11 protein-coding genes are annotated in these 14,325 nt (G+C 47.3%); 1 reads left to right on the forward strand and 10 read right to left on the reverse strand.

From position 1 onward, the window contains the following. Nucleotides 1–12 precede the first annotated feature (12 nt). The 6 genes from rodA to purH all read right to left on the reverse strand — a co-directional run bounded on the left by rodA (nucleotide 13) and on the right by purH (nucleotide 7,352). A complete protein-coding gene (gene rodA, locus HZF10_RS16655) occupies nucleotides 13–1,266 on the reverse strand; it encodes a rod shape-determining protein RodA (protein ID WP_176007371.1) in 1,254 nt (417 codons plus the stop codon). After that, complete coding sequence (gene mrdA / locus HZF10_RS16660) at nucleotides 1,266–3,200, reverse strand: penicillin-binding protein 2 (protein WP_176007372.1); 1,935 nt, start codon at nucleotides 3,198–3,200, stop codon at nucleotides 1,266–1,268. The genes rodA and mrdA overlap by 1 nt, the downstream gene beginning before the upstream one ends. Next, nucleotides 3,197–3,703: a rod shape-determining protein MreD gene (gene mreD, locus HZF10_RS16665; RefSeq protein ID WP_176007373.1), complete on the reverse strand. Its 507-nt coding sequence runs from the start codon at nucleotides 3,701–3,703 to the stop codon at nucleotides 3,197–3,199. The genes mrdA and mreD overlap by 4 nt, the downstream gene beginning before the upstream one ends. Next, nucleotides 3,696–4,523, reverse strand: coding sequence for a rod shape-determining protein MreC (gene mreC / locus HZF10_RS16670; RefSeq protein WP_176007374.1), 828 nt, complete (start codon nucleotides 4,521–4,523; stop codon nucleotides 3,696–3,698). The genes mreD and mreC overlap by 8 nt, the downstream gene beginning before the upstream one ends. A gap of 97 nt (nucleotides 4,524–4,620) precedes the next feature. Beyond that, nucleotides 4,621–5,649 carry a rod shape-determining protein gene (locus HZF10_RS16675; RefSeq protein WP_176007375.1) on the reverse strand — a complete coding sequence of 343 codons (1,029 nt, stop codon included), beginning with the start codon at nucleotides 5,647–5,649 and terminating at the stop codon, nucleotides 4,621–4,623. 176 nt (nucleotides 5,650–5,825) lie between these two features. Then, the gene (gene purH, locus HZF10_RS16680) at nucleotides 5,826–7,352 is read right to left on the reverse strand and encodes a bifunctional phosphoribosylaminoimidazolecarboxamide formyltransferase/IMP cyclohydrolase (protein ID WP_176007376.1); all 1,527 of its coding nucleotides are present in this window, start codon (nucleotides 7,350–7,352) and stop codon (nucleotides 5,826–5,828) included. Nucleotides 7,353–7,572: 220 nt separating this feature from the next. On the opposite strand from purH, the gene HZF10_RS16685 reads away from it, so the two are divergent. Next, entirely contained in the window at nucleotides 7,573–8,823 is a 1,251-nt protein-coding gene (locus HZF10_RS16685; protein WP_176007377.1) for an ABC transporter permease, read from the forward strand. Nucleotides 8,824–8,833: 10 nt separating this feature from the next. Here the strand turns inward: HZF10_RS16685 and HZF10_RS16690 are convergent, their stop codons facing one another. The 4 genes from HZF10_RS16690 to tamL all read right to left on the reverse strand — a co-directional run bounded on the left by HZF10_RS16690 (nucleotide 8,834) and on the right by tamL (nucleotide 14,325). Next, nucleotides 8,834–9,562, reverse strand: a complete 729-nt coding sequence (locus HZF10_RS16690) for a DUF3667 domain-containing protein (RefSeq protein WP_176007378.1) — start codon at nucleotides 9,560–9,562, stop codon at nucleotides 8,834–8,836. A gap of 141 nt (nucleotides 9,563–9,703) precedes the next feature. Beyond that, complete coding sequence (accD, locus tag HZF10_RS16695; RefSeq protein ID WP_176007379.1) at nucleotides 9,704–10,558, reverse strand: acetyl-CoA carboxylase, carboxyltransferase subunit beta; 855 nt, start codon at nucleotides 10,556–10,558, stop codon at nucleotides 9,704–9,706. A 94-nt stretch (nucleotides 10,559–10,652) separates the two neighbouring features. Next, entirely contained in the window at nucleotides 10,653–11,720 is a 1,068-nt protein-coding gene (gene fbaA, locus HZF10_RS16700) for a class II fructose-bisphosphate aldolase (RefSeq protein ID WP_176007380.1), read from the reverse strand. Nucleotides 11,721–11,766: 46 nt separating this feature from the next. Then, entirely contained in the window at nucleotides 11,767–14,325 is a 2,559-nt protein-coding gene (gene tamL, locus HZF10_RS16705) for a translocation and assembly module lipoprotein TamL (RefSeq protein WP_176007381.1), read from the reverse strand.

Genomic DNA, 14,325 nt, shown 5'->3' on the forward strand with positions numbered 1-14,325 from the left:
TGCAAATCTTGTCTACCATTCATTCACCTTATTTGCATCCATCTTCAAAAAGATGAACAGCAAAATGGTAAAGCCCCAAAGTCCGGAACCTCCATACGAAAAGAACGGCAACGGAACGCCGATCGTCGGGAAAATCCCAAGTACCATGGCGATGTTCACAAAGAAGTGAATGAACAGAATTGTGGCTACGCAATAACCGTAAACGCGCGAAAATTTGGTTTTCTGTCGCTCGGCCAGATAGATGATGCGAAGAAAAAGCAGCACGAACAACGCCAAAACGACGATACACCCGACAAATCCCCATTCTTCGCCAACGGTCGTGAAAATGTAGTCGGTATGTTGTTCGGGAACGAATCCGCCTTTGGTTTGGGTGCCTTCGAGATAGCCTTTTCCGAACCAACCGCCCGAACCGATCGCGATTTTCGACTGGTTGATGTTGTATCCGATGCCTTTCAAATCGACTTCCTTACCGAGCAAAATATTGAAACGGTCGCGATGGTGTTGCTTGAATACGTTATCGAAAACGTAATGTACCGAGAACGTGAAAATGGAAACACCCACCAAAATTGCGACACTCATGATGATGTTTCGGTCTACGATACGGCTTCGATAGTAGAAGAATGCGATGACGACCGCGGCAATCACGATAATGATCCACGATGGCCAAATCAGCGAAAGCACGAACGCTACGATGGCAATAAAGCCTGTCCACAAGAACCATGCGGGCAAACCTTCGCGATACAGTACGAGAAAGAAAGCCGAATAAATCAACGCGCTTCCCGGATCGTGAGGCACGATAAGCAAAACGGGCAGCAAAATGATACCCATGGCCTGAAGTTGTCGGTTTTGGTCCTTGAGATTGACCTGTACGTCGCTCAGATATTTTGCGAGCGCCAATGCCGTTCCTACTTTGGCAAACTCCGCAGGCTGGAAACTGATCGGCCCGAATTGGTACCAGTTCACCTGGCCTTTTACTTCTTTTCCGAAAACGTAAAGTCCCGCAAGAAGCAGCAAGGCAATCCCGAAAAGGATGACCGAATATTTTTCGTAGAATTTTCCGTCAACCGCCAAAATTACGATGATAAGCGGAATCGACAGGAAAATGAACATCATCTGCTTGCCGTAAATCTGCCCGAAATCGAAAGCGCCGCTATCTTCAAGCGAAAGCGAAGACGAGTAGATGTTGAGCCAGCCCAATACCACCAAGGTGACGTAAATGAATACGCTCACCCAATCGATATGGCTTCTGATGCTCTGGTTTTTCATTAGTTCTCGGCTTCTTTGTCGTCTATGTCCTCAATCGTGTCCTGTTCTTTCTTGACGGCTTCGATCTCCGGTTTTTTGAGTAGCAAGCTGTCAACGGTATGCTTTCCGATGTATTTGTCGTATTCACCCTGAAGGCTGCCTTCGAGCATGCGTTTTTCAAGATCGGTACGCGTGATTTTGCGTTTGATGAACTTTTCGATCATCAATGTCGCGATCGGCCCGGCCCAACGTTTTCCCCAATATCCGTTCTCGACGAATACGGCGATTGCGATTTTAGGATTGTCCTTCGGTGCAAAAGCCACGAAAATCGAGTGATCCTGAAGCTTGACACGCTTGCCGTTTATTTTGGCGAAGTTTTCGGCAGTTCCTGTTTTTCCACAGATTTGAATGTCGTCGACGCCAAGTCCGAAAGCCGTTCCCACGTTATAAACGTCGGCCAATCCCGAAATCACGGGCTCGAAATATTGAGGATCGATCGAAGTATGGTGCTTGGTGCGGTATTTCTTGTCGATCTGCTGGCCTTCGATTTTCTTGATGATGTGAGGCGTGTAATAATAACCGCGGTTCGCGACTGCGGCCATCATGTTGGCAAGCTGGATCGGTGTCGTGGTGACTTCCCCTTGTCCGATGGCGTTCGATACGATTGTCGTCGGTTTGTAATCCCAATCGGGATAAATGCGTTTGTAGGTTTTGGATGTCGGGATTTTACCGCGTCTTCCCGTCGGCAAATCGTAACCCATGAATTCGCCGAGCCCGAAACTCTTCACATGTTTGCTCCAAATGTCAACGGCCGCCGACGTTTTGCGGTATTTGCTAAGCGTTTTCATGTAGACGCTCGCGAAATAGGTGTTGCACGAGTTGTAAATCCCGTTGTGAAGCTGTGAAATCTGCGAATCGTGGCATTTCATGAAACGTCCTCTCGCATAACTAAATCCGTGGTGGCAAACGAAAGACGTCTGTTCGTCGACCACTTTTTCCTGAAGCGCGACCAAACCCGTAATGATCTTGAAAGGCGATCCTGGCGGATATTCGGCCAAAAGCCCGCGGTCGAAAAGCGGTTTGGCGATCGAATCGTTGTAGAGTTTCGTGTAATTCCTCGAGCGCTCGCGTCCGACCAAAATCGCAGGATCGTAAGAAGGCGCGGTCACAAGTGCGAGGATTTCTCCGGTTTTGGGTTCGATCGCTACGATTCCGCCCCGTTTGTTGACCATGAGTTCTTCTCCGTATTTCTGGAGTTCGCCGTCGATAGAAAGCGTGATGTCTTCACCTTGTTTGGCGATCGTATCGAATCGGCCTTCCTTATACGAGCCGATTTCGCGGTTGTATTTGTCTTTCTGGATGTATTTTACGCCTTTGATGCCACGCAATTCCTTTTCATAGCTTTCCTCGACGCCTTGTTTTCCGATCAAATCGCCGCTATTGTAATACGGATTTTTCTCGATGATTTTATCGTTGACCTGAGTGATGAATCCGAACACGTTCGCGCCGTAATTCACCTGATAGTCGCGCAACGAACGCTTTTGGATGTAAAATCCCTGGAATTTGCGCACCTTTTCCTGGAATGCGGCGAATTCGCGTTTGTTCAATTGAGGTAAAAATACAGACGGAAGCCTCGGACTGTATACTTTCGCTTTCTCGATCCGCTTGATGAAATCTTCCTTGCGGATGTTGAGCAACTGACAAAACTCGAGCGTGTCGATGTTCTTCATGTCGCGCGGAATCACCATGATATCGTAAGACGGTTGGTTCGCGACGAGCAATTTGCCGAATCGGTCGTACACATAACCGCGCTCGGGATAATCGTACTGGATCTTGATCGCGTTGTTGTCCGATTTGAGCTTGAGCGATTCGTCTATGACCTGCAGATAGAACAAACGAAGCAGAAGCAAAATCGTCGCGATGAAAATCAAGGTGGGCAACAGTACTTTCCTCATCGTCTCGAAGGCTTGAACATGTAAATCAAAATGATGCAGATCACGATCGAGAAAATCGTGCTGCAAAGCGTGCGCAGCAACACGTCCCAAAAGAACACCAATCGGAACACTTCAAGCAAAAACAGCGTGAAATGGTGGATGATGACCGAAATAAGGATGAACGAAAAACGCTCCGGAGTCAACACATCGTCCAATCTGACGGTTTGGTATTCATAGCTCAATCCGAACGAAAACTTGAAAATCGCCGGACGTACGAACGCCAAAACCAGACACGAAGCCGCGTGCACGCCACCCGAATTGCTGAACATGTCCATGATAAGGCCAAGCAGGAAGCTCGTGAGCAAAAGCACGTTGCGGTTTCCATTGACCGGAAAAAGCATGATGAACAAAATGTACGGGAACGGATTGATGAACCCGAACAGGTTGAAATTGTTGAAAATGACGACCTGTGCCGCAATCAGCAGGATAAAACGCGCGATATTGATCAGGACCGTACTATTCATTCGGCTTCGATTGCTGTTCCAATGTTTCGATTTCCTCTTTGTCCTTGCTCTTCACGATGTACACATAACCCAAATTGGTCATGTCGTTAAAGAGTTTGATGTCGAGCGTATAGTAGTTCGTCTCGTTGTCGGTATAAATTTTTGAAATCGTTCCGATGTTGATGTTCGCCGGGAAAATCACCGATTGCCCGCCGGTCACGATCGTGTCGCCTTTTCTCACCGAAGCGAGTCGCGGTACGTCGATAAGCTGTACATAACCCGTATTTTTTCCGTTCCAGACAAGCGATCCGAAGTGGTTCGACTTCTTGATCTTGGCGTTGATCTGCGATTTTACGTTGAGGATGGAAATCACCGTTGCGTAATTGTTCGAAACCTTGTCGACGATGCCGACGATACCTTGACTGTTCACGACACCCATATCCGACTTGACGCCTTTAAGCGAGCCCGAATTGATCGTGAGGTAATTCTCGTGGACGTTATACGAGTTGTGGATGACTTTGGAAACGATAACGTCTACTTTTCTCACACCTCTGATCGTATCGATCACTGGCGGTTTGGCCGTGTCCTTCTCGTTGAAGATCATTCTTCTCAAATCGGCATTCTCTTTGGCAAGCGCGTCGTTTTGCGATTTGAGGTGGAAGTACTCATTCACGTTGTTCATCTGCGTGTAGATGCCGCCCGTGAGGAAATTCGCCGAAGAGATCACTTTGCTCTTGTGGAACGAGTGCGCCTGTATCGTCAGGACCAACGAAATCCCTAAAAGCAGCAAAAACAGCAATCGATGGCTGTTCTTAAAGATAAATTGGAATATCTGCTGCATAAACCGTTGGTAAAAAAATCAAATTCCAAATTCCAAATTCCAATCGTTGTCTTAAGAAAGTTGGATTTTGGGATTTGGAATTTGGGATTTCAATTTATTATTTAATCAGGATACTTCTGAATTTCGGAATGTTCTTCAAAGCCATTCCCGTACCGCGTACAACGGCACGAAGCGGATCTTCGGCGATGTAAACCGGAAGGTCTGTCTTCAGGGAAATACGCTTGTCAAGACCTCGCAACATCGAACCGCCTCCGGCAAGGTAAATACCGGTGTTGTAGATGTCGGCAGCGAGTTCCGGCGGCGTCTGCGAAAGCGTTTCCATAACCGCGTCCTCGATACGTTGGATCGATTTGTCGAGCGCTTTTGCGATTTCGCGATACGAAACGTCGACCTGTTTTGGTTTACCCGTCAAAAGGTCGCGTCCTTGAACCGACATTTCATCTGGCGGAGTTTCGAGGTCTTCGATAGCGGCACCGATGGTAATCTTGATTTTTTCGGCAGTGCTTTCACCCACGAAAAGGTTGTGCTGCGTTCTCATGTAATACACGATGTCGTTCGTGAAAACGTCACCCGCGATCTTTACCGATTTGTCGCACACGATTCCGCCCAAAGCGATGACCGCGATTTCTGTCGTTCCACCGCCGATGTCGACGATCATGTTTCCTTTCGGCTGCATGATATCGATGCCGATACCGATCGCCGCGGCCATTGGTTCGTGGATCAGGTAAACTTCTTTTCCGTTCACGCGTTCGCAGCTTTCCTTAACCGCGCGCATTTCCACTTCGGTAATGCCCGACGGGATACAGACGACCATGCGAAGAGCCGGCGTGAACATTCTTTTCTTGAGTGCGGGAATCGATTTGATGAACATCGAGATCATTTTCTCGGATGCGTCGAAATCTGCGATAACCCCATCTTTCAAAGGTCGGATGGTCTTGATGTTCTCGTGCGTTTTTCCCTGCATCATGTTCGCCTCTTTACCTACGGCGATTATCTTCGAAGAAACCCTGTCTCTCGCGACGATTGAAGGGCTGTCGATCACGACTTTGTCGTTGTGTATGATGAGCGTATTCGCGGTTCCGAGGTCTATCGCGATGTCCTCGGTCATGAAATCAAAAAATCCCATACCTGAAATTGAGGGGTTTTAGTTATTAGTTGTAGGCTGCAAAGTTATGTAAATATAGTGACAATGCAGCCTAGTGATTTTTTATTTTGGAATTTAAATCAACAATTTTAAACACATTGGAATCAGGGGCTTCCGTCTGTGATCCAAAATCAAAAATTTAAAATACCGATGCTTTTTTAGTGCTTGAAATGACGCGTTCCTGTGAACACCATCGACAGGCCGTTTTCGTTGCAGTAATTGATGCTCAATTCGTCCTTGATCGATCCTCCGGGTTGGATGACCGAAGTGATTCCGGCGTTTTTCGCAATCTCTACGCAATCCGGGAACGGAAAGAACGCATCGCTGGCCATTACCGCGCCGTTCAAGTCAAAGTTAAATGAGTGAGCTTTCTCGATCGCTTGTCTCAAGGCGTCCACACGTGAGGTTTGGCCTGTTCCGGAAGCGATCAATTGCCCGTTCCTTGCCAGGACGATCGTGTTCGATTTGGTGTTCTTGCAGATTTTAGACGCAAAAATCAAGTCGTCGATTTCCTGTGCGGTCGGAGCCGTAGTGGTAACGGTGCGAAGGCCTTCTTTATTGTCCGTAATGTTGTTGCGATCCTGTACCAAAACGCCATTTAAAGCCGTACGCACTTGAAGCTGCGGCAATTCCACGTCGTGTTGCACGAGAATAATTCTGTTCTTTTTTTCGGAAAGGATGGCGATGGCTTCTTCGGAGTACTCGGGAGCGATCACGACTTCGCAGAAAAGCGAGTTGATTTCGGCAGCCGTTTCCGCGTCGATTTTCCCGTTCGCGATCAAAACGCCTCCGAAAGCCGATGTCGGGTCGCCCGCCAAAGCATCGAGATACGCTTGCTTCATCGTCGGACGCGTGGCCAAACCACAAGCATTGTTGTGTTTCAGGATCGCGAAAGTCGGATCGTTGCCTTTGAATTCAAGAATCAGGTTCACGGCGGCGTCAACATCGAGAAGGTTGTTGTATGACAATTCCTTTCCGTGTTTTTTGGTGAACATCGAATCGAAGTCGCCAAAGAAATAACCTTTTTGGTGCGGATTTTCTCCGTAGCGCAAAACCTGCCCGTTCGAATATGATTGCTTGAAATACGTGTCGTCCGTATTGAAATAATTGAAAATTGCAGAATCGTAATGAGACGAAACATGGAACGCTTGTGTAGCGAATTTCTTTCTGTCTTCAAGCGAAGTCTCCCCGTTTTTCTCGTTTAGCAATTCCAAAAACGGAGCGTATTGCTCTACAGATGGAATGATCACCGTATCCTTGAAGTTTTTCGCCGCCGCACGGATCAACGAAATGCCTCCGATGTCGATTTTTTCGATGATATCGGCTTCCGAAGCGCCCGAAGCCACGGTTTTTTCGAACGGATACAAATCAACGATCACCAAATCAATCTGCGGGATGTTGTATTCGGTCATTTGCGAAACGTCGCCTTCGTGATCCTGACGGTTCAGGATTCCACCGAAAATCTTCGGGTGAAGCGTTTTGACACGTCCGCCAAGGATAGACGGATACGAAGTCACGTCTTCGACCGCAACGACCGGAATGCCCAGGTTTTTAAGGAATTCCTCGGTTCCGCCGGTAGAGTAGAAGGTCACGCCTTGTTGGTGCAGTTTCTGTACGATCGGCTCGAGTCCGTCTTTTGAAAATACCGAAACTAATGCTGATTTGATGGTCTTGTTCGTGCTCATTTTTAGAAGTTGTGTATGAAGGTGCAAAAGTACTTTTTAACAATGGGATAAACCAAATTTGCTAAAGATAATTTGGCAAAATTTCCGATTCAAAACACCAATCTTTTCCAAAGTTCGAAACTCAAATGAAGAAATCGACAAGCCAACAAACAGCAACATTTTTTAAATTAGGATTTTGACCGAAAAATCAGCAATTTTACGCTTCAATCGGAACTTCCCAATGATCGTTTATCTCAGACTTCTCTCGGAATCCTTCTCGTTCGCCATGAACGCCTTGCGCAACAACAAACTGCGTACGCTTTTGTCGCTTCTGGGCGTGACGATCGGGATTTTTTCGATCATTGCCGTTCTGGCCGCCGTCGATTCGCTCGACCGCAAAATCAAAAAAGACTTGAGCAGCCTCGACAAGAATACGATGTACGTGCTCAAGCAATCTTTCGGACCGACCGACGTGCCGCGCTGGAAAGTCGAGCAATTCCCGAATGTCACTTACGACGAATACCAATACCTCAAAGCTTCTCTGAACGGTGCCGAAGAAGTCGCTTACCAGATTTTCGTCGGGCCCGAATCGGCCAAATACGACGACAAGACCGTGAGCAGCATCAACGTCGTTCCGGTTTCGCACGAGTTCGACGAAATCCAGGCGCAGGAATTCGACAAAGGCCGGTTTTATAACGAATCCGAAGACAATTCGGGTAAAGCCGTCGCCGTAATCGGGTATGAGGTCGCAAACGGGCTTTTTGGGGACTCCGATCCGATCGACAAACAAATCAGGCTTTACGGACAGAAATTTACCGTAATCGGCGTTTTGCCCAAGCAAGGTTCGGGCATGTTCGGCAACAGCAACGATACGTCGATCATCATTCCGGTGAATTTCATCAGGAACAAATTCGGTGAAAACAACGATACGATGATGCCGATCATTATCGTAAAACCCGCCAAAGGTGCCGACGTGGACGAACTCAAAGCCGAAGTCGCACAAAAGCTGCGCAATTATCGCGGTATGAAGGTCGGCGATATGGACAATTTCTTCATCAACGTACTTTCGGGATTCACGGCGCTTCTCGATGCATTTATCGGAATCTTGAACACGGGTGGTTGGATCATCAGCGCGTTCTCGCTTCTCGTAGGCGGATTCGGCATCGCCAATATCATGTTCGTTTCGGTCAAGGAGCGCACCAACCTTATCGGAATCCAGAAATCTTTGGGAGCGAAAAACAAGTTCATTTTGTTCCAGTTCCTGTTCGAGGCCATCATTCTTTCGGTGATCGGTGGTGCGGTCGGACTGCTGCTCGTTTGGGGAATCGCGACCGTGATGACCAAAGCGCTCGAGTTCGAATTTGTGCTTGGTTTCGGCAATATCATGCTCGGAACGGGATTGTCGGCGGCGATCGGTTTGATTTCGGGAATCATCCCGGCTATTTCGGCTTCTAAACTGGATCCGGTCGAAGCGATCAGGACCGGAATGTAGTTTCAAATCCTCAAGAGAACGAATCGTACAAAAGCGCAATCACTATGGCTGTGATTTCAAAAAGCGAGAAGCCTAGCACGTACGCGAGAAAAGCTTTGAGGTAATCTCGGAATCTTCCTCCGAAAAACTGTCCGATCGCCCAACTAACGTAAACGAAAACCGCCGTAAACAGGGTGTTTTCCATCATTAGATTTGGTATGTACTTGGTGAAAATCGGTTGTAACGACAGCAAAATCATGCCTTCGCCCATTACGAAACACAACAGTACGAAAATCTCATAAATGTTGTAGGCGTGTTTTCTGAAGAACAGTTTGATGCAAGCGGCTATAAAAATCATCATTAAAATGTTCGAATAGCCGTAATTTTCCTGAACCCATTGCATGACCTGCATGACGCTCGATTCTCCATATACTTGACGGAAACGCTGTTCGTACACCGAATCGGTGTCGAAATAATTCGAAACCAACGCGTAAATTACAGATGTCACGAACAGGAAAGTCACCGGTTTTGTAAACGACGATCTATTGCCGTGAAGGTAATCCCGTATGCTTTTGCCGGGTTTTGTCAAAAGTTTCGCAAAAGTGTACACAAATCCTTTTTCATATCCCGTAAGCTGGAACAATTCCTTTTTTGCGTAACGCGCGTCTATCGTTTCGACTTTGGTTTGTTGCCCGCAATTCGAGCAGAAATTACCGTTTGTCGGACATTTGCATTGTTGGCAAAGTAATTCGTTTTCCATGATTCGGTTTTAGGAATTGCTTTTCAAAAATAAAAATAGATTCGTATTGTTTATCATGGATTCGGAAATACCGCCGGCTTTGACCGAACGGCATAAAAAAACCGCCCAAAAAGAGCGGTCGTTTTATTTGATGGGTTTTGATTAACGGATCGGTTGGTCCAAAATCAAATCCAAATACAAGTTGATCTTGTTCTTGAGTTCCTTGCGCGCAGCGATGAAATCGAGGAAACCGTGTTCCAAAACGAATTCCGCGGTCTGGAAACCTTCAGGCAAATCTTTTCCGGTGGTGTCTTTTACGACACGCGGTCCGGCAAAACCGATAAGCGCGCCCGGTTCCGAAATGTTGATGTCGCCCAACATCGCATAAGACGCTGTCGTTCCGCCCGTAGTCGGATCGGTACAAAGCGAAATGTACGGGATTTTCGCATCGGCCAATTGCGCGAGTTTTGCAGATGTTTTGGCAAGCTGCATAAGCGAATACGCGGCTTCCATCATACGTGCGCCACCCGATTTGGAAATCATCACGAACGGGATTTTGTTCTTGATCGAATAGTCGATACCGCGCGCGATTTTCTCTCCTACGACGGCACCCATCGAACCTCCGATGAACGCGAAATCCATACAGCAGACCACGATGTCCTTGCCTTTCGATTTACCCACTCCGGTGCGCACGGCATCCTTGAGTTTGGTTTTCTCCTGGGCGTCCTTTAGTCGGTCGGAGTATTTTTTGGTGTCGACGAAATGAAGCGTGTCTTTCGACGTCATGTTCTTGTCGAGTTCGGTGTATTCGTTGTTGTCGAACAAGATTTCGAAATATTCCTTGCTTCCGATCCTTACGTGGAAGCCGTCTTCGGGGCTTACGTATAGGTTGCGCGCCAATTCATCGGCATCGACGATTTTTCCGGTAGGCGATTTGTACCATAAACCTTTAGGAACGTCTTTTTTATCTTCGGTGGCGGTCTGAATGCCTTTTTCTGTTCTTTTAAACCAAGCCATATTTCTGCTTAATTATGAATTAAAAAAATATGAATTATGAATTAAAAACAGAAGTCATAAGCGACTTCAATTCATAATTCATAATTCATCATTTTTAAAGTGTATTTACGTTGTTCAAATCGGCAAACGCTTCTTCAAGACGCTTGTTGAAAGTGACTTCGCCTTCGCGGATCCATTTGCGAGGATCGTAGTACTTTTTGTTCGGCGCGTCCGGACCTTCAGGGTTTCCGATTTGGGTTTTGAGGTATTCGATGTTGTTCACCATGTAATCGCGGATGCCTTCGGTGAATGCGAACTGCAAATCGGTGTCGATGTTCATTTTGATCACGCCGTAAGAAATCGCTTCTTTGATCTCTTCAGGAGTCGAACCCGAACCTCCGTGGAATACGAAATCGACTGGGTTTTTGCCCGTATTGTGTTTCTTTTGGATGTAATCCTGCGAATCGCGCAAGATCGTAGGCGTCAATTTCACGTTACCCGGTTTGTATACGCCGTGTACGTTTCCGAAAGCCGCAGCTACGGTAAAACGCGGACTTACTTTAAGCAATTCGGAGTAAGCGTAATCTACATCTTCGGGAGTAGAATACAATTCGGAATGATCGACACCCGAATTGTCAACGCCGTCTTCTTCGCCACCCGTGATGCCAAGTTCGATTTCGAGCGTCATGCCCATTTTGGACATTCTTTCAAGATATTTTTTACAGATTTCGATGTTTTCGTGCATCGGCTCTTCGCTCAAATCGAGCATGTGGGATGAGAAAAGCGGTCTTCCTGTTTCGGCGAAGTGTTTTTCGCTCGCGTCCAAAAGCCCGTCGACCCACGGAAGCAATTTCTTCGCGCAGTGGTCGGTGTGAAGGATCACGGTCGCGCCGTAAGCTTCAGCCAACGTATGGATGTGTTTAGCGCCTGCGATCGCGCCTGCAATCGCGGCACTTTGGCCTTCGTTCGGGAATCCTTTTCCGGCGTTGAAAGCCGCACCTCCGTTAGAAAACTGGATGATGACCGGAGCTTTTAGTTTTGCGGCGGTCTCCAAAACACCGTTGATGGTGCTTGATCCTGTTACGTTTACTGCAGGAAGAGCGAATCCTTTTTCCTTAGCCAGGCGAAAGATTTCCTGAACTTCGTCACCGGTTGCTACACCGGGTTTGATATTATGGGCCATGTCAGTTAGTTTTGATTAAAGGTTACAAAAATAAGTATTTCTGAAATTAGAAAGGATAATTGATTCCGATATTTAGTACCGAGTGCGCGAAATTGTAATTGCGCAACCAGCGGCTGCCTTCGTTTATCGCCGGATCGTATGTCTTGAACCCGACGTCGAGGCGAACCACGAAAAAGTTGAAGTCGTAACGCAAACCAAATCCAGAACCTACGGCTATGTCCTCAAGCGATTTAAGCCCCGAAAACTTGTAGCGTTCGTCTTCGGTATTGTCGAGTACGTTCCAGATGTTTCCGACATCGGCAAAAACAGCGCTGTGCAAATCTCCGAACAAATTAAAACGGAATTCGGCGCTGTACGCGAGTTTCATGTTCGCTTCGTTGAAGTCGTTGATTCCACCCGAAGAACCTGGTCCGAGCGAGTACGATTGCCATCCCCGGTTGTCGTTTGATCCGCCGGCGAAGTAACTTCTCGAGAACGGGACGCTTTCAGAGTTGCCGTACGGGATCGCGATTCCGGCGAATGCACGCATCGCGAGTACTTTCTTGCGCGTCAGATCCCAATGCTTGATGTATTCGAACTCGCCTTTGAGGTATTGCGAATATTCGATGTCGAAAATCGTATTGTTGCCGTTCTGGTTCTTGAGCTGTTTGGAAAGCCGCGCCACGAGCGACAAAAAGTTACCCGCCGATTCGATTTTCGTGCGGAACGTATAAAATGTATTGTCCTGCAAATCGGTTTTCGTCGTTTTCGAATAACTGTAGCTTGAGGCAAAAATGAGGTTGTTCTCGGTAAGTCGGTCGCGACGCTCGTCTATACTGCGCACAGTTCTCAAATCGGCGGGGCTCACGGCCACCGAACCGTTGTCTACGACGTCTGCAATGAACTGGTTCGTTCCCGAATCGATTGCAAGATTCCCGTTCTCGTTGAAATAGGTAGGATTGCTTGGATCGAGATATTCCTTGGCGATATTGTTCAACGCGCTGTAGGAACTCGAATACACATTGAAATAATTCTGCGGATTCAAATTCTTCACGTATTGGATGTTGAACAAATCGAGCCTCGACGAATAAAAACGCTTCGGCGTCCAGGTGTAACTGAAAGCACCGGTGAAATTTTCTTTGTCAAGCCCGATGTTGCGCTGCTTGGCATAACCCAAACTGATCGTCGTGACCGGAATCATGTTTTTCGGGATGATCTTTTCGGTGTTCAGCGGAAAGACGATGCGCGGAAAACTCAGTTTCATATCGGCTCCGTATTCCGAAACGTTGAAAAACGTATCGTTCGGATTGGCCAAATCTTTAGACGATCCGATGTTACCACGCGCCGCGATTTCCAAGGTTTCGGCTCCGTTGAACACGTTGCGTATCGTAACCGATGTCGTTCCCTGTATCCCGAAATCCTGGATGTTCGAATGCGTGACGTCGAGGCTATATCCGAAACTGAATTTCTTTCTCGGAACCAGATAAATATTGGCGATCAACGAATTCCCGATCGTATCGCGAGGATCGACCTCATATTGTATCGACGGATAATTGAACACGCGCAAATTGCTCAGATAGCGCGAAGTCACCGTCGTGCGGATGTCTGAAAACAAATTGCCTTTGTTGATGAAAACGGCATCGGTAATCGCTTTCGGACGGTATTTCAATCGGTCGGACGCATAGAGGTTGAAACCTTTGTACGTCACGCTGTCCTTGATCGGTGGCTTGATTTTGCTTCCCGTCGCATCAGTATAGATATTGACTTCGCTGATCTTGTACTGCTTGAACGGCATCGTCTTGGTCGTGTCGTTTTCGCGATAGCTGTAATCGTCTATGATCATTTTCGAATTGGCCTTGTGGTTCGTATCGACCGTATCGATGTCGAACTTGATGTAATTCGCCTGGAAGTGATAGATGCCGTTGTTGCGGTACAACGACGTGAGACGCGCTTTTTCCGCATCGAAATCAAGACCGTTGAACTGCTTGCCTGGCGTCAAAGCCGATTTGTCTTTCGTGGCCTGGAACATCGAATCGAGCACGGGCGTCGAGATTCTTTGGCTAAGCGAATCCAGAAAATAAGGTGTTCCCGTTTTGATCGTGTAGGTCACGCGTGCTTTTTTGTCGGCGACCGAATCGATCCTGGACAGGATTTTCGCGTTGAAATAGCCTTGGTTGAAATAATGCCCTTTGAGCCTGAGACGCGACTTGCGGATGTTGTTCGTATCGATGATCGCAGGCGGTTCGCCAATTCGCTTGAGCATTTGATGAATGCCGAAATAATAGAACGATTTCCCAAGTCGGTTTACCTGTTTCTTGGAAAGGATTTTAGCCAAACGTTCGTATTTCTTGGGATTCTTGATGAATTTGGCTTTGTAGGTCGAATCTGGGTTCGGGTTGGCCAGATTATACAAATTGAGCCTGAGACGATAACCGAGCAAAGACGAATTGGGTTTTTGATACATGAGGTTTTCGAGTTCCTCTGTATTCTGTTTCTTGTCGTTGACGACGAATTCGTTCTTGGTAAGGAGTTTTTTGCTCTTCGGGACCCGTTTGGTCGAATTACAGCCCGACAACAGTAATCCGCAAAGGACAAATAATGCTATTTTTGCTGGCAGGCTTCTCAA

Origin of the sequence: Flavobacterium agri (assembly GCF_013401995.1) — a bacterium.
Lineage (GTDB): Bacteria > Bacteroidota > Bacteroidia > Flavobacteriales > Flavobacteriaceae > Flavobacterium > Flavobacterium agri.

Bases quoted from the DNA above. Each gene is read 5' to 3' on its own strand.
- HZF10_RS16685 (WP_176007377.1), top strand. From the start codon at position 7,573: ATGATCGTTTATCTCAGACTTCTCTCGGAATCCTTCTCGTTCGCCATG.
- purH (WP_176007376.1), bottom strand. From the start codon at position 7,352: ATGAGCACGAACAAGACCATCAAATCAGCATTAGTTTCGGTATTTTCA.
- mreC (WP_176007374.1), bottom strand. From the start codon at position 4,523: ATGCAGCAGATATTCCAATTTATCTTTAAGAACAGCCATCGATTGCTG.
- HZF10_RS16690 (WP_176007378.1), bottom strand. From the start codon at position 9,562: ATGGAAAACGAATTACTTTGCCAACAATGCAAATGTCCGACAAACGGT.
- mrdA (WP_176007372.1), bottom strand. From the start codon at position 3,200: ATGAGGAAAGTACTGTTGCCCACCTTGATTTTCATCGCGACGATTTTG.
- HZF10_RS16675 (WP_176007375.1), bottom strand. From the start codon at position 5,649: ATGGGATTTTTTGATTTCATGACCGAGGACATCGCGATAGACCTCGGA.
- fbaA (WP_176007380.1), bottom strand. From the start codon at position 11,720: ATGGCCCATAATATCAAACCCGGTGTAGCAACCGGTGACGAAGTTCAG.
- rodA (WP_176007371.1), bottom strand. From the start codon at position 1,266: ATGAAAAACCAGAGCATCAGAAGCCATATCGATTGGGTGAGCGTATTC.
- accD (WP_176007379.1), bottom strand. From the start codon at position 10,558: ATGGCTTGGTTTAAAAGAACAGAAAAAGGCATTCAGACCGCCACCGAA.
- mreD (WP_176007373.1), bottom strand. From the start codon at position 3,703: ATGAATAGTACGGTCCTGATCAATATCGCGCGTTTTATCCTGCTGATT.